A 14,928-nucleotide genomic window follows, 5' to 3' on the forward strand; every position below is an offset into this window, starting at 1 on the left:
ACCGGACACCGGCCGTCAAGACCTGGTTCGCCCAACGCGCCGCCGAGCTCCCTGCGCCGATGCGTGACGAGCTTGGGATCTGATTCCTGGTGATGCACGACGCAAGCAGCACGTCGCCGCGGCGCAAACCCCGAGCCGAGGCCACGATCAACGTCCAGCTCAACTTCGCGTTGTCCGCACTGCGCGCCTGGGCTGCGGCTGGGATGACCTCGCTGCGCGAGGTGTCCCGCGAGGACGTGCTGATGGTGCTGCCCGCAGACGGCAACGCACGCGCTGGATGCGGCCAGGGCTTGAAGTCGATCTTCGGCGTTCTCAAAGGACGTAAGACGATCTTCGTCAACCCGATCGGGCGGCTGGTCACCGGCCAGTATCAGGAGCGCGAACCGGTGCCCCAGGACTCGGCCGTGCTGCGCGAAGCCCTGCAATCCATCGATCCGGCCCGAGCGGCAATCGTCGCACTCATCGTCTACCACGGCGTGTCGATCGGCGCCGTGCGCCGGCTGCTTCTCACCGACATCCAAGATCGGCTGCTGCACCAAGACGAGCGCGAGATTCCGCTGGCGCCCCCGGTCCGTACACGCGTCGCCGCCTACCTCGACGAACGAGCGATCACCTGGCCCGCGACCGCCAATCCGCATCTGTTCATCAACAGCCGCTCCGCCTCGCGAGACACCGCCGTCGGACTCCGCTGGGTCCAGCTCAAGATCGGAACCGACCTCACCGCATCGGCCGTCCGCGCCGACCGCATCCTGCACGAAGCGCACGCCACCCGTGGCGATACCCGCCGCCTTACCGACCTGTTCGGGCTCAGCATCAAGGCCGCGAGCCGCTATACGAACACCGTCGACCATCCCGGGTTCGGCGAGCTCGGTTCGGTGCCACCAGAGCGATGACTGATGCGAACCCGAACTGCAGTTGCCCGCCACCGCCGGCACCCGTGCAAACACCCACCCGGCTGCGACGAATGTCCAGCGCCGCCGAGCCGCGCATCTGGCAGGCTGTAGATCATGACGAACGAGCGCGCGATCGTCGAGCAAGGCTACGACGCCATGGCCGATGCCTACCTCGACTACGTCGACCAGACGACCGGTGATCCTCGGCTTCGCTTCCTCGACCAGCTGCTCGCACGGCTCCAACCCGGATCGCAGGTTGTCGATCTGGGCTGCGGCGCGGGAATCCCCTGCACAGCCAGGCTCGCCGAACAACACAACGTCCTCGGCATAGACATCTCGACAGAGCAACTGCGCCGCGCTCAAGACCGGATCCCGAGCGCCCGGTTCACCAAGGCCGACATAGCGACTGTCGAGCTGCCGCCACACACGTTTGATGCAGTCACTGCGTTTTACTCGTTGACTCACATTCCGCGCGTCGAGCACGCCGACGTGCTCCGGCGCATCGCCGGCTGGCTGAAAGCAGACGGCTACCTGCTGGCGACCCTCAGCGCGCGTGGAGATACCGACGGGAGGCAGGACGACTTCGTCGGCGTCCCGATGTACTTCAGTGGCTACGGACCCGACACCAATCTCCGGCTGCTCCACGAAGCCGGCTTCGACCCCGTCATCAATGAGATTGTCACCATGAATGAACCCGGCGGTGAATCCTCGTTCCAGTGGCTCCTGGGCCGTAAACGCGGCTGACGACCAAGCCGACTGTCCACCGGTTTGCGAACCCACGTGCCTACTCCGCAACATGGGACGCCTCCGCGCCTCGGTTCGCGTGCAAACGTTCGTCAGTCATCCCGAACCCAAGACCTATCTGGCGGTAATGATCCAGCGGCGACATGGAGGTTGCGGTCAGCGTCTTCGATCCGGGGAACCCAACGACGGTCAGGTCCGCCAGGCTGGCCACGCATGTCACCGTGACCGACACCTGTCCTCCCGGGTGGAAGCCCGAGGTGTTGACGTCAGTGCGCATCGACGTGCAGCTGATGCCGGCCTGGGACAAGGTGTCGGCGGCTTCCTGCCGGGCGGCGGCCTTGGCCTGACCGGGTGTGCTGCCCAGCGCCGCGGTTCGAGCGGCGGCTGCGGCGGCCTGCTCGACCAGTTGCCGGCCGTGGGTGACCCGGCCGAATCCGACGATGAGCAGAACGAATGCCAGCAGAAACGGTGCGACGATGACGAGTTCCAGCGTGGCGAAGCCGTCTTGTCCTCGTAACTGCTCCCTACGGCCGGTGACCCAGGCCCGCATCTCAACCTCCTCCGTTGAACACTTCGACCGGCCCGGTCGCGGACTGATCGACGGCAAAGTCGCCGAAGGGGATGACTGACATGACCTTGGCGTGGACGGTGACGAGCACCGTCTGCGTGCCTCGATCAGCGGTGCACGTTCGATCCCCCAGCATCTTGTTCGCCACCAGGTCCAGGTAGTGGGTGCAGCTCGCAGATCCCTGCGAGCTGGTGGCCTGGTAGCCGCGGGCCACTCTCAACCCGTCGCGGGCGGCCGCTTCAGCGACGTTGCGGGCATGCCAGAGCATCACGTACTGCACCGAGATCATCGACATGATGATCACGACCGGGATGACGACGACGGCTTCCACCGTGGTGAAGCCGTCCTCGCGGTCCCGGACTACCCGTGCCCAGCGCCTGTGCAGTGCCGACAAGGCGGCCATGAAGTCACCGATGATCACTGGACGTTGACATTGTTGGCGCCGTCCTTGGCCTTGTTCATCAGCACCGTGGCGACCACGATCGCGGCGACGATCACAATGCCGGCGATGGCCACCCACTCCAGGGTGGTGAAGCCGTCCTCGTCGCCCTCCTCGCGGATCGTGGCGACGCGTACGTTGGCCCATGCCCGCAGCATCTGGAGCTCGATCATTTTCTGTTCCCCTTGGATTGGTTGTGCCGGTCTAGAACTTGATGTTGACGAACGCGGGATAGCCGATGAACAACATGAAGCCGAAGGCGATGAGCATCTGCGCCAACCGCATCGACTGGTTGCGTTCCTCGGCGTTGCCTTCCTCGTCCGCCAGTCGTGCGCGGCGCATCGAGGCCGCTCGGGCGGTCAGGGTGTTGCGGACCTGGGCGCCGTCGGCGGCGACGAGCTTGATCAGCGCGCCGAGCTCGCGTAGATCTGAGACACCGATGCGCTGACCCAGATCCGAGAGGGCGTCCCACTCGTCCTGACCGGACAGGCGCGCCCGGAAGAGGGTGTCGCGGATCAGCATCATCGGCCAGCCGCCGCCGCGTTGGGCGGCCTCGGGTAGTGCAGCGGCCGCGGCGGCGTGCCCGGCCATCTTCAGCGACACCAGGTCCAGGTATACCGACAGCTGCTCGGTGAACTCCTGCCGCCGCGTGGCAGCGGCCTTGCGGACGTCGATGTCCGGGGCAAGGAACAGCGCCGCCGCGGCGATGATGGCGACCGTTAGTGGCGCGAACCGCGGTAGGCCGATTCCGGCGATGTACTTCAACCCGGAAAGGGTGATGAGGCCGCCCAGGAATCCGGCGACGCCGGCGATGACCTTGCGGCCCATCAGCGTTTCCAGGCTCTGCCCGGTCAGGGCGAGGTCGTGGCGCAGCCCGGTGTACTGGATGCCGCGCTTGGTTAACTCAGCCGTCGCCCACTGCCCCACACGGCCTTGGGCGCCGCCGGCGGGCGGGGTAGGGATCGCTGGGACCTCGGCACCGCGGTAGTGGGCATAGAACCTGCCCAACTCCACGATCGCGCTGTGCCTGGGCGGCAAGATCTTCATGACCAGGTACAGCAGCATCGCCCCGATCGCGCCGCCCAGGACAGCCATCACGATCACGCGGTACCCACCTTCCGACTCCCACCGCGCCTGCGTGTGGGCTCTGCAGGCAACGCCCCGGCGACGCCCCGCCCCGTCCCGGTCAAAGCGGCAATGATCCGCGCATGCATCGGGTCGATCAGCTGACCAGCGACCGGCAGGAACGGGGTCGCCGGCTTGGCCATCGCGAGCTTGCGGATCCACAGGAACGATGTCGCGAACAGCCCCAGCACGACGGCCAAGGCGATCTGACCGGCCACCGTCCGGTACGGGGCTGTGTAGGCGTCACTGAACAGCACCAGGAACGTCGCTACCGCCAGCACGATCAGGAGCATCAGCTGCACCGCGCGGCGGTCCCCGGCCCGACCCGCGGTGATCTTGCGTCGCAGATCCAATTCCTCCCGCCCGGCCAGGGCGAGATTGGTCAGCACCCCGACCAGGCCGTCACCGCGGGTGCGGACGTTCATCTGCAGCGCGGCAATGATCAGATCGGCCGAGTGGTCGAGCTGCTCGGCAAGATCCTGCAAACCCTGCTCCAGCGGGACCTTGCTACGCAGCTGCCCGCTCAGCCGCAGCAGCGCCGGGCGGATCGGTGCGGCCGCGTTCTGGGCTGTAGCCGGAATCGCCTGCTCCAGCCCTGCGTGCCCGGTCGTCGTGTCCCGCAGTGCCTCACACCACGTCACGACTGCTTCCAGACGCACGATCTGCAGTTGCTCATCCTTGGACCCGCCCATCAGCGCGGGCCAGAACGCCATCAGTCCACCGAGCCCAATCGCTGCTACCGGCCAGCGGGTGACGGACTCAATGATGATCCCCAGCAGGAGCCCTCCTACCAGTCGCACCGTGAACAGTGGTGAGCGCGGCGTGCGGATCAGCTCGACCAGGTGGCTCGGCGGCCGCGTGGGGTCGACCACGGTCCCCCGGATGCCGATGATCAGCACCAGGATCGCCGCTCCGAAGCCGCCCGCGATCACGGCGGCAAGCAGGACGTTGAGGTCAGGCACCGATCACCACGCATCCTGACGGGCTGGGGCAGACCAGGCCGGTAGGCCGTCGGTGAACTCACTCGCGCGGGTAAGGCGCTCCATCCGCACGATCGGGATCTCGTGTGACCGGGTCGCTCTGCCGTCCTCCTTCGACGGCGCGAAGATCCTCGACTGGGCGACGCGGCCCTCCATGGTGCCGCCGACCTCGATGATTTCGGTGACCGTTCGGCGCAGCCCCATCCTCGGGTTCTTCTCGACGAAGACCACGAAGTCGATCGCCCCGGCCATCAGCGAGTGCGCGACCTCGAAGGAGGGCATCGCGTTTTGCACGGCGTAGGTCGCGATGCGGTTGAACACCTCGGAGGCGTCGCGGGCGTGGATGGTCGACAACGAGCCGTCGTTGCCCTGCGCCATCGCCGATAGCATCTCCACGACCTCCGGACCGAGGACCTCACCGACAATGACCCGCGACGGGTTCATGCGACGTGAGCGGCGGACCAAGGTGGCGATGTCCAGGCCGGCGAACCGACCCTCGGAGTCGGGAAGAACCTCCTCCATCTCCCGCACGTCGACGTGCAAGTCAGGATGCCGGGACAGCCCCAGCTCCAGCGCCTTCTCGATCGTCAGCAACCGCTCAAGCGGGTCGATGCAGTTGATCAACGCGCGCAGCAGAGTCGTCTTACCTGCATCCGTCGCCCCGCCGACGACGATGTTGCACCGGCTCCGCACTGCCGCGTAAAGAAAATCCGCGACCTCCTGAGTGACCGTGCCCAGCGACACCAAGTCCGGCGGCCGCTCGGTGCCCGGTTTGGTGGCGCCCGCGGCGATGTCTGGACGCAGAAACATCTGCGGGTAGCGGTTGCGTCGAATGCTCACCGACGGCGTCTCGGTGGCCGACATGAGCGCCGACAGCCGCGACCCGTCCTGCAGACGGACGTCCAGCTCGGGTGTGGTGGGTGAGAACGGGCGCGCGTTCATCCCGGCGTAGGAACCGAGGTTCTGCACGATGCTGACCAGATCCTCATTCGTCGCCGCGACCGGCCGCCACAGTTGCTTCACGCCACCGGCGTAGGTCACCCAGGTCTGCTCGCAACCGTTGATGTCGATGTTCTCCACGGAATCGTCTTCGAGCAGCTCCTGCAGTTCGCCAGCGCCGTAGATGGCGCTGTAGATCGCCGAGCGCAGCCGCATCTCATACGACGTGTCGGGCGGCAGCTCCTGGCCGCTGCGAAGCAGGGCGTCCATGTGCGCGGCGACGACGGTGCGGATGAAGCTCTGCGCCTGCTGTTGTTCATCAACCGCCGACCGCACCGGCAAACCACGGGCCTGCAAGCCGCGCCGGTCATCGAGCTGGAAATCGGCGACCTTGGCCTGCAACTCACGGACCAGCCGGTAGTCCAGCAGATCGCTCATGACCAGCCCCCGGTGCTCATCAACGGACCAACCGGCGGTGGACCCATGCCAGGCGGATCAGTTGGCGGCGCAGTTGCCTGGGGCGCGGGCGGCTGTTGCGAAGGCACCGCAGTCAGCGGTGTCGGCTGCCCGGCCTGCTGCTGTTGGCCGCGGACCTGCGGCCACCATGACAGCAGCGTCTCCGCGACCTTGCTCGTCGAGCGAATCAGGTCACTCGTCGTCAGCTTCTTGGTCACCTGGCCATCGCGCATCAATTGCACCGCGCGCGGATCGTCAGCGATCCACCCAGCAATCGGAATGTCGGTGGTTGCGGCATCAGCTTCCAGGTGGGCCTGTAGATCGCTCAGCCGGGCCTTGTGGTCTCGGGCTGAGCAGATCAGTGCGACGGTCAGCGGCGAGCGGCCGTACATACCCTGCCCGAGTCGCGCGGCGAGCGCGCTGGCTCGCTCGCGCAGGTGGTAGAGGGCTTCTGGTGTTGACCGGCCGATCAGCAGCACGATGGTCGACGCTGCTGCCACCGCACCGGACGCTGTTTCCTCCTGCAGGCGACCCACGTCGACGATCACCGTGCCGCGCCACGCGTGCGCCGCCGCCGCGACCGCCGGCCACTGCCGCGCGATCAGAGCGAAGTCTTCGGTGCGCATGTCGGTAGCCGGAATAACCGGCACGCCGAGGCTCGTCTCATGCGCGTAGGCAGTCATCGACGGCAGCGATCCGCTGCGGGCGTCGATACTCAGTCCACGCAGCGTGGGCTGGCGCCCCAACAGCCGGCCTTCGGGAGTCCGGAACCGTAGCGCGGCGTCGCCGCCCGAGGGATCTGCCTCGAGCAGCACTCGCTCCCCCGGCCAGAGCATCGTCAGCGCGGTGGCCACTGTCGACACGCCAGGACTGCCCTTGTCCGAGCAGACAGTGACGATCATGGGCCCACCCGCACCAACGCGACCAGCGAAGCGTTGCTGGCCATCGCGATCACCGCCGCATCCGAACGGGGCACCACGAGCGTCAGCAGTGTCCCTCCCGATTGCGACGGATCCGGTACCGACGCATACACCGCAGCGGTCTCCACGAGCACCGCCGACGGCGACGACCTGACGGCGGCGGCGTTCTTGTCCGGCAGTTGGAGAACTTCGACGGTGTCTCCGACGTTCAACCCGTCGGCCGGGATTTGGCCCGGCTTCACCTGGACCCCGACCTGCGCCTGCGCGCTGTTCAGCGTCGGCGCATTGGTGACCATGGCCCGCTGCAACAGCGTGTGCGGCAGCAGCTCAACGGCCGCGGTCTGGCCCACCAAGGACGACAGGCTCGCACCGCCGAGCGCCGTCACGCCCCCGGCAACCTGGACCGTGCTCAAGTCCGAACGGTGAATCGGGTGCCCCGCGGCGATGTGGTTGACCACCTCGACAACGGGCGTCTTCTTGCCTGCCTGGGTGTAGAGATACGCGCCAACAGCCGCCAAACCGACGATCAACACCACCGCCAACGCCACGAACGCCGGTCGCTTCTCTCGCACCGGCAGCGGTGTACCAGCCCGTGTGACCGGCGCCCGTTGCTTGAGACCATTACCGGACGCCGTCGCCTCCGTCGGTACAGACGCCATAACCCCACCCCCCCGCTAGCGATTCACCGTCTGAACCTGCAGCACGTTCAGCGGCCCGTTCGTCGCCGTCCTCTTCGACGTCAAAGTGCCGTTGCTCTTGTTGGACCCCATCCACGTCAACCGCCACGTGATCGTCTGCGTCGAGGCAACCGGGTGCTCGTAACCAGGCCCCGTAACCTTCGAGTACTGGTAGCCGCACGCCTGCCCACTCGGCGCACTGTCGCCGTCGGACTCCACCCACGGACGACCCGGGCCCACGCACCACACCGAACCCAATCCGTTGCCAGGGTCAAAGGTCAGCGACACCGGCGTAGCAGTAACCGTCGCATAGTTACCGCCGGCCTCAGCGGTCGCCGTCAGCGACCTCCACGTCCCTGGATCAGTCCAATAGAACGTCCACAAGTTGATGTACGTGAACGGATATCCCCCGATGTCCTTGTCCTCAGATGGCGACCTATGACCAGACGGATGAGGCAGCAAGAACGTCGCCGCAGCCCGCTCAGCAAGCTGCGCCGGCGTAGGAGGCGGCGGCGCGGCCCCAGCAGCGACTCCCGGGCAGCCGCTCGCCATAACGAACATGTTGAAGGCAACCACCGGCATCACGCCGTGATACCGGTCGAACAGGTCCAGGCAACCCTGACCCTTCCAGGTCTTGCAGTCCTCGTAATAACCGGCCGGATACTTCGCGCATCGGTCGGGTGGAGTCGGGGCGCCTCTGCCAGTTCGAACGCCACCCTGTCCGGTCCTGCCACCGTCGGCGTCACGTCCACCTACGCCGACGCCGACGCCGACGCCGACGCCGACGCCGACGCAGTCTGGGCTGATGTTGATGTCGCACGCCAAGGCGGGCGACGCAGACATGATCGTTGCAACCATCGGCGCGGCTGTCGCGAGGGCAGTGACTAGGAACGCCAGCCGCCGTTTGGGATGCCTCATCGCGTACAGGTCTTCGTTGGGTCAGTGGTGAACGAGGTGGCTACCCAACCAGCCGCTGTGGGCTTGAACATCTTGATAGTTGTTGGGTATGGCGGTGACACATTCACTGGAGCCGAGGTCGGAACTGCCTTACCCGTTGCAAGCGTGTACTCAGTCCAAGGGTGGGTCGTCGAAAGCAGCACACAGTTCTCCAGCGTCACGGTAGGGACGGTGGTCGTGACGTCGCTCGATTTGACAATCAGCCGGTTGGCGGGGGGCGTTCCTCGAAATGCCCTGCCCTGCGCCTTCTCGTCGGCGAGCGACGCGTCGTAAGCGTTCTTAGCCTGCCCGGCTACGTACTCGTTGAAGGCGGTCGGCGAAGTCGCCGCCGGATTCCGAAGAGCCTCGTTGTACGCCTTGGTGAGCGCGGTGAAGGCGTCTACAGCTGGCTGCGCGTCACCGAAACCCACGGTTTCGGTTGTACTGCTTGAGCTGGTGGGAGCCTCGGCGCGAGACGGGCCGGTCGCTGAGGCTGACGAATCAGGTGGCCTGGCACGGGGCGAACTGCTCTGTGTATCCACGCCGTTGCTGCTGCAGCTTGCGACCCCTGCGCCAAGCAGCAGAGCCAAGACCAACGTTGCCTTCGACCGCCGGCGAGTTGAGCTTCCCACTTACCCTCCAGACTGTAACGAACCGCCTCGTAGGGGTGAAGGCGGATATCGCTGACTTGCCACACCATTCTCCGTCGCCGATCATGTAGTCAAACCGTATACCGGGTGGCAGTCACTTTTCCGGCACTACGGAGGGATCCCTCGGCAAGTGTCAGAAGCGTCCTGGCGACCCGAGACTCCGACAAATTGGTGATGAATCATGTTGGCCCCACGGACCAACTCAGTTTTGGGCTCAGACGAGCTGACACCGCATACATGGGCCCGGATGTCGGTGCCGGCCGAGCAGCCGAGGGACTCAAGTGTGACGTATCAAACGTCAGCGAGGGTCTGCTGCACGGATAGGTCCAACTGACTTGCTGGCCACGAAGGGCTGGGCTGCCCCGACCCGATTTGCGCGCCGTCGAGGAGCGCCTCAACAACCCGCCGCGTAAGACACTCGGCGCTGGCTGACGACCAGCCCCGCTCGACCCTAGCGCCACCGCCTTTGGAGATCCGCGACCGCGATATTCAAGTGCATTTTGCTGGCGACGCGGCAGTCACGAGCCGAAATTTGCGCCTGTTCTCAGTCGACGCACAGAGGATACGTCCCGTCAGCAGTCACCTGCGCGGCGAGGAGTCGAGAGGGAGCAATGCACCAGCCGAGCGCCGGCGAACCGATCGGGTCCTGATGGCCCGCATCGCGGCCGGAAGATAATGATGTCGAGTTCGATGCTTTCCCGCCCTGTCGTCGATGATGGGGCGATGAGTGGTGCCCGGCCTCGGGCCGGTGGTCCGTCTCGGCGGAGAGCCTTTGCTCCAGGCGAGAAGTTGCAGCATCTGGACGCCTACGACGAGGCGTGCCGCGATGGTCAGGGTAGGGCGTATCTGCGGCGGGGAGGAATTATGCTCCTCGCAGATGACCGAGTGGCGCAAGCTGCCTGACGCTGGCGTGCTGGACGGCAAAGCGGCCGGTGCGAAGGTCGGGCGGCTCAGCGCTGAGCAGGCCGAGATCGCCCGGCTACGCTCCCAGCTCGGCCGGGCCGAGCGTCGTCTGGCGCGGACCGAGGTGGCGTTAGACATCATGGGAAAGGCACACGCGCTCCGTCGCCGGCTGGCCCGTCATCTGGCGTGGGTGCGTCCGGAGCTGGTGGCGACCGGGCCGGGTAGGTGTTCGGCTGGGACATCACCAAGGTGCGCGGCCCGGTCAAGGCCAGCTACTACGACGCCTACGTGATGATCGACATCTACTCTCGCGACATCGTCGGTGCGTGCGTGCACGCAGTGGAATTGGCTGTCGTGGCTGAGGAAATGATGCGTTCGGTCTTCACGGTCCACGGCACCCCGCGGGTCGTGCACGCCGACCGCGGCACCTCCATGACGTCCAAGAGCGTCGCCGCGCTGCTCACCGACTTGGGCACCGTGGGCTCCCACTCGCGACCGCGGGTGTCGAATGACAACCCGTTCTCCGACGCCTGGTCAAGACCTTGAAATACGCCCCGGTGTTCCCCGACCGGTTCGGCTCGATGCAGCACGCCCGCAGCTTCCTCAGCGAGTTCGTGCAGTACTACAACCCCGACCACCACCACACCGGTATCGGGCTACACACCCCCACCGACATAGAGGACGGCCTCGCCGCGGACACCGACCAACGACGACGGTGGACCCTCGCCGCCGCCCGGGCAGCCACCCCACACCGGTTCTCAAGAGCCTCGACCCGAAAATCCTCGACCTCCCCGACGCCGCCTGGATCAACCCACCCATCACCCAGACTGGAGATCAAGAACAGGGGATCGACTCCACCGCCGCACAACTCCTGCTGGCCTCAACCACCTTGACAAATTCCGCAGCCGCCGGATACACACATTGGACCGGTCGCAGATCAGCAGCGAGCGCAACCACATCGGGGCCGCAGCCGCCTGCAACGGGGACTACGAGCCGATGCGCGCCATGCTGACCGTCGTCACCCCAGGACCGTCGGGGTCGACCGGGAAACCCCCGCCCTCGATGACCTCGACAAGCTGCTCCACGGCCATGCCTGGGCACGCACAGGCATGGTGTTTGGCACTGACGACGAGCGAGCGACGCTGACGCCGCAGCTCGAGCAACAACCGTTGACCGGTGGCGCGGCCTGGTCGTCTCTGTCATGCCCGCGGTCGTCGAGGTTGATGACTGCCGACCTTCGCCGCCGATCTGGACGAGGACGCCGCGGCGGGCATCAACCACCCAACAGCGTTCAGCGCCACCCAGCCACGACCCGGCGCCGACACCACCGCCGGCCAACGAACTTGCCGCCGCCGTCAGCTCCTACCGGCGCCGTCTGCGGGCCGCGCATTTGACACAGCTCACGCTTGGGGCGCCTTTAGCCGCCAGACCCGAGCGGCCCCATCCGGGTGGCTGGCGAGCACCCGTGACGCCCCCGCCGCCGCGGTGCCCGGCCACCGTTCATGGCCATCAGCGCGCTAGCCAGACGCGGCCCCCAGACCGCGGCGCGCGGCAAATCGGTCGGCGGCGAACTGGTTGCGCCTGCTCACCGCGGCATGGCGATCGGGCACAGCACCGCCGCGACGGCGACAGTTCCGAGCGTGAACGCCACCGTTCAGTGTCGTTGCTGGACGGCCTGCACGATCGCCACCGGGACGCCGGCGACGAGGACCACGCCGAGCAGGCGACGAGGTTGCCGTCCGGACGGGCCAGCGCTACCCCGATGACCAGCCGGGACAGCACCCGCCACGGTCCGGCGAGCCAGTTGCTGAGCGGGGCGAATCGAGTCGCTCCCGTCTGGTGATGACCGGTCGTGGGTCATGATCGCGATGATGTGCGCCTCGCCGAGGCGTCGTGCCGCAAAATCCGCGACGACCCCGGTGGTGACGGCGACACTGCGACCTCCGGACGCGAAGGCATTGACCTGCGCGGAGCGCTGCACGTAGAGGTCCACCTCGTCAGGACGGAGCTGGCAGTAGGCCAGCGCGCGCGCCCACATCGGGTCGAGCAAAGCGGACTGCGCCGCGGTCGGTCGGCGGAAGCCGCAGCCGACGCGCACCGCGATCTGCTCACCTGGCCCGAGAACACGGCCGCACCGGAGCCCAACCAGCCCAAGCCCTCCCAGGCACCCAGCCAGCTGAACAAGACGAGCAACACGAGCAGGCTGCCGATGATCGATGGCAACGCAGCAACAGCTCGCCAGGCGCCGAAATGGCACTCCCGGCGTCGGGTCACCGCTGGCGCCACCCACGCACACATCGCCGTCATTGTGGCCGTCTTCCTCAATCGCCGTCTCCGTGGATCAGCGTGAGACCACGCAGTGACACACACCGGGTCCCGCGAGGGCCGCTATGACCGTTTCGCGGCGCTCGCGGACAGGTTGAGTGCGACACTCGTGAGGACGCTGCGGGCATGGGGAAGAAGGACAGGCGCAGCGTTGCTGGCGACGGGCAACTGTCGTTCGACGCCCTGCTGTGGGGTCCCGCGGCCGAGCCGGGTGAGAACGGAGACAGCGATGAGCGCGACGGTGATGAACCCGTACGGCCAACAGGCCTGGAACCACTGGAAGACGTGGCGGCCGACCGAACTGAGCCAGATCCCGGACCCGGCGGCGTTCTTTTCGAGGTTGGGCCTGGACGTGGAGGCCCAGATCGACCAGGTGGCAGCGGACCTGGCCGGGGACGACCCGGCCGGGGAGGACTACCTGGCGAAGGTGGGCCGGTTGCGGATGGCACGCGCGACCGCGGAGTCGCAGGTGCTGCGGGAACTGGTGCTGCTGCCGGCGGAACCTGGACACCCGGAGTACGACCCGACGACCGAGCAAATGGACCACGAAAACTCGGCCGAGGCACCGTGGCTGCCGGTCGTGATGACACCGCAGGACCCGGGCTACCACGACCTGGACGACGACTCGTCGTCTACGCCATCGGCGAGGACGGCCCAGGCCGCCGACTGGGTAGCGGCGTCGTGGTCGGTCACCCCAGCCCGAACCACGTCACCGTCGAATCGCCCTACGGCACCCGTCGGCACGCCCCCATCAGCCACGTCAGCCGCCCGGGAGAACCACCCACCACGATCTCGCTCACCCAGTCGCCGACCATCACCGCACCACCGGACCGCTGGCGGGAGGTGGTCACCGCGATCGACCCGCGCGTACCCCAAGACCCGTACTGGCCCGCGCTCGTCAGAGTCCTCGATCGCATCGACGCCCAAGGCGGCGACGTCCCCGCCCTTCTGGCGCAGGCCACCACCGACCGCCCGCTGCCGGCCGAACACCCGGCCCGGAGCCTGGACTACTGCCTCGCCGACCTGGCACCCGAACCTGGCGCCGCTGCCCGGACCCGCTTCGAGGCCGAGCAGCACGCCCGACCGGTCACTCCCCCGCCGCCACCGGTACCCGCCCCCAGGCGCGACCCCGGCTACCGACCCGGCCCGCGCCCGTGATGAAGAAGCTCCAGCCCGCTGCCCCCTCGGACACGGTCTGCGGCAAGAAATCGCGCCCGCGGTGTCAGTAACCGCCCCGCGCCTGCGCCTGCCCTTAGTGAGAGCACTTCTCACGAGCGGGAGCACGCATGCCACACGACACGACCACGACGGCGGTCAGGCCGACTGAGGACCAAGGGCACCTAACACCGTGCGCGCCTGCACTCAGGCACACGACCACGAACAACAGATCAGCGAGCAGGAAGTGGCTGCAGGGTCCGGCCTGCCTGCTCGGCGTACGCCTTGATCGCCTCGGTCGACCAAATACGGCCCACCGTGAGCGTCGCGATCGGCTCGGGGAACTCCGGCAGCACCAGCAGCTGGACCAGGCGCGAGCGACTGATGCCCAGCATCGAGGTCATCTCGGCCATCGCCACCACGGGCGGGTAATCGCTCATCCCCAAATCCTAACCAACTCGTGCACTACACAATTTGTGTACTGTACGATCCGTGCACTATACTACTCGTATAGTGCACGACGCGTGCACCTCCATCTTCCCCCACTGGAGGCCAAGAGCATGAACGCCACGCAGAACACGATCAAGCCCAGCTACCAGGTCGGTTCGCGGGTCCTCGTCCAGCACAAGGGCACCACCAGCACCGGCCAGATCAGCTCCATCCACCGCCAGAGCAACGGCACCGAGTACGTCGTGCGGATCGATGCCTGCGACGGCGGCATGGGCAGTGTCCTGAACCTCTGGTCGACCTCGGACAGGCCGATGTCGATGCGACCCGCACCGATGCCCGAGGGCGGTGCGGCGCGATGACCATCACCACCAACGTTGAGCACCTGACCCGGACCCCCCTGGGAGTTCGGAGGGGCTTCACCAGCGAGCAGCCGCAGCGGGAGGAGATCCTCGCCGCCGTCGAGCGGATGGCCTGGACCGACAACCCGACCCTCGTGCCCTACCTCGACGGCCCGGCCGTACGCGCGATCGTGGCCGCCGTCTTCCACCGCCGGCACGACCAGATCCAGGTGGTCGGCATCGCGCAGCTCAACGGCGCCCGCCAGCTCATCGGCCTGGCCGACAACCGAGGCGGCCGCAGCTACGTGCTGGACCTCGACGCCGAAGTGATCCACGTCCTCGCCGAAGTCCCGCACGTGCCGAACCACGCCCGCCACAGCCGCGTCGCCTGAAGCGCGTTTCCCGCGACCGACGCAGAAAGAGAGCCACC

Annotated in this window: 17 protein-coding genes and 1 pseudogene; 6 read left to right on the plus strand and 12 right to left on the minus strand. The window is 66.9% G+C overall.

Going from position 1 to position 14,928, the window contains the following annotated elements; all coding sequences use genetic code 11:
- The first annotated feature begins 92 nt into the window (after positions 1 to 92).
- Together RM423_RS12845 and RM423_RS12850 are read left to right on the plus strand one after the other, a co-directional pair.
- On the plus strand, positions 93 to 893 hold the full coding sequence (locus RM423_RS12845; protein WP_311423429.1) for a hypothetical protein: 801 nt from the start codon (positions 93 to 95) through the stop codon (positions 891 to 893).
- A gap of 114 nt (positions 894 to 1,007) precedes the next feature.
- Positions 1,008 to 1,637, plus strand: coding sequence for a class I SAM-dependent DNA methyltransferase (locus tag RM423_RS12850; protein ID WP_311423430.1), 630 nt, complete (start codon positions 1,008 to 1,010; stop codon positions 1,635 to 1,637).
- A gap of 40 nt (positions 1,638 to 1,677) precedes the next feature.
- Here RM423_RS12850 and RM423_RS12855 read toward each other — a convergent pair whose 3' ends face one another.
- From RM423_RS12855 to RM423_RS12900, 10 genes are all read right to left on the minus strand, one after another.
- Positions 1,678 to 2,187, minus strand: a complete 510-nt coding sequence (locus tag RM423_RS12855) for a TadE family protein (protein WP_311423431.1) — start codon at positions 2,185 to 2,187, stop codon at positions 1,678 to 1,680.
- A gap of 1 nt (position 2,188) precedes the next feature.
- Positions 2,189 to 2,608, minus strand: coding sequence for a TadE/TadG family type IV pilus assembly protein (locus RM423_RS12860; RefSeq protein ID WP_311423432.1), 420 nt, complete (start codon positions 2,606 to 2,608; stop codon positions 2,189 to 2,191).
- A 14-nt stretch (positions 2,609 to 2,622) separates the two neighbouring features.
- Positions 2,623 to 2,817 (minus strand): hypothetical protein, encoded by a 195-nt coding sequence (locus RM423_RS12865; protein WP_311423433.1) that lies wholly within the window; start codon positions 2,815 to 2,817, stop codon positions 2,623 to 2,625.
- A 31-nt stretch (positions 2,818 to 2,848) separates the two neighbouring features.
- Complete coding sequence (locus tag RM423_RS12870) at positions 2,849 to 3,748, minus strand: hypothetical protein (protein ID WP_311423434.1); 900 nt, start codon at positions 3,746 to 3,748, stop codon at positions 2,849 to 2,851.
- Positions 3,745 to 4,731 carry a type II secretion system F family protein gene (locus tag RM423_RS12875; RefSeq protein WP_311423435.1) on the minus strand — a complete coding sequence of 329 codons (987 nt, stop codon included), beginning with the start codon at positions 4,729 to 4,731 and terminating at the stop codon, positions 3,745 to 3,747. Before RM423_RS12875 ends, RM423_RS12870 begins: the two co-directional genes overlap by 4 nt.
- A gap of 3 nt (positions 4,732 to 4,734) precedes the next feature.
- Positions 4,735 to 6,126 carry a CpaF family protein gene (locus RM423_RS12880; protein WP_311423436.1) on the minus strand — a complete coding sequence of 464 codons (1,392 nt, stop codon included), beginning with the start codon at positions 6,124 to 6,126 and terminating at the stop codon, positions 4,735 to 4,737.
- Entirely contained in the window at positions 6,123 to 7,046 is a 924-nt protein-coding gene (locus RM423_RS12885) for a hypothetical protein (RefSeq protein WP_311423437.1), read from the minus strand. The genes RM423_RS12880 and RM423_RS12885 overlap by 4 nt, the downstream gene beginning before the upstream one ends.
- Positions 7,043 to 7,636, minus strand: coding sequence for a hypothetical protein (locus RM423_RS12890; RefSeq protein ID WP_311423438.1), 594 nt, complete (start codon positions 7,634 to 7,636; stop codon positions 7,043 to 7,045). The genes RM423_RS12885 and RM423_RS12890 overlap by 4 nt, the downstream gene beginning before the upstream one ends.
- Positions 7,637 to 7,738: 102 nt before the next feature.
- On the minus strand, positions 7,739 to 8,584 hold the full coding sequence (locus RM423_RS12895) for a hypothetical protein (protein WP_311423439.1): 846 nt from the start codon (positions 8,582 to 8,584) through the stop codon (positions 7,739 to 7,741).
- Between the two features lie 71 nt (positions 8,585 to 8,655).
- Entirely contained in the window at positions 8,656 to 9,108 is a 453-nt protein-coding gene (locus tag RM423_RS12900) for a hypothetical protein (protein WP_311423440.1), read from the minus strand.
- Positions 9,109 to 10,050: 942 nt separating this feature from the next.
- Between RM423_RS12900 and RM423_RS12905 the strand changes: the two are divergent.
- A pseudogene (locus tag RM423_RS12905) lies at positions 10,051 to 11,047 on the plus strand (transposase); the annotation flags it as partial.
- Positions 11,048 to 11,884: 837 nt separating this feature from the next.
- Here RM423_RS12905 and RM423_RS12910 read toward each other — a convergent pair.
- Positions 11,885 to 12,328 carry a M48 family metalloprotease gene (locus RM423_RS12910; protein WP_311423441.1) on the minus strand — a complete coding sequence of 148 codons (444 nt, stop codon included), beginning with the start codon at positions 12,326 to 12,328 and terminating at the stop codon, positions 11,885 to 11,887.
- Between the two features lie 794 nt (positions 12,329 to 13,122).
- On the opposite strand from RM423_RS12910, the gene RM423_RS12915 reads away from it, so the two are divergent.
- Positions 13,123 to 13,713, plus strand: coding sequence for a hypothetical protein (locus RM423_RS12915; RefSeq protein WP_311423442.1), 591 nt, complete (start codon positions 13,123 to 13,125; stop codon positions 13,711 to 13,713).
- Positions 13,714 to 13,943: 230 nt separating this feature from the next.
- Here RM423_RS12915 and RM423_RS12920 read toward each other — a convergent pair whose 3' ends face one another.
- A complete protein-coding gene (locus RM423_RS12920; RefSeq protein WP_311423443.1) occupies positions 13,944 to 14,150 on the minus strand; it encodes a DNA-binding protein in 207 nt (68 codons plus the stop codon).
- Between the two features lie 120 nt (positions 14,151 to 14,270).
- Between RM423_RS12920 and RM423_RS12925 the strand changes: the two genes are divergently transcribed.
- Both RM423_RS12925 and RM423_RS12930 read left to right on the plus strand, forming a co-directional pair.
- Positions 14,271 to 14,519 carry a hypothetical protein gene (locus tag RM423_RS12925; RefSeq protein ID WP_311423444.1) on the plus strand — a complete coding sequence of 83 codons (249 nt, stop codon included), beginning with the start codon at positions 14,271 to 14,273 and terminating at the stop codon, positions 14,517 to 14,519.
- Positions 14,516 to 14,890 (plus strand): hypothetical protein, encoded by a 375-nt coding sequence (locus RM423_RS12930; protein ID WP_311423445.1) that lies wholly within the window; start codon positions 14,516 to 14,518, stop codon positions 14,888 to 14,890. Before RM423_RS12925 ends, RM423_RS12930 begins: the two co-directional genes overlap by 4 nt.
- The last annotated feature ends 38 nt before the right edge of the window (positions 14,891 to 14,928 follow it).

Origin of the sequence: Jatrophihabitans lederbergiae, from assembly GCF_031845305.1 — a bacterium.
Taxonomy (GTDB): domain Bacteria; phylum Actinomycetota; class Actinomycetes; order Mycobacteriales; family Jatrophihabitantaceae; genus Jatrophihabitans_A; species Jatrophihabitans_A lederbergiae.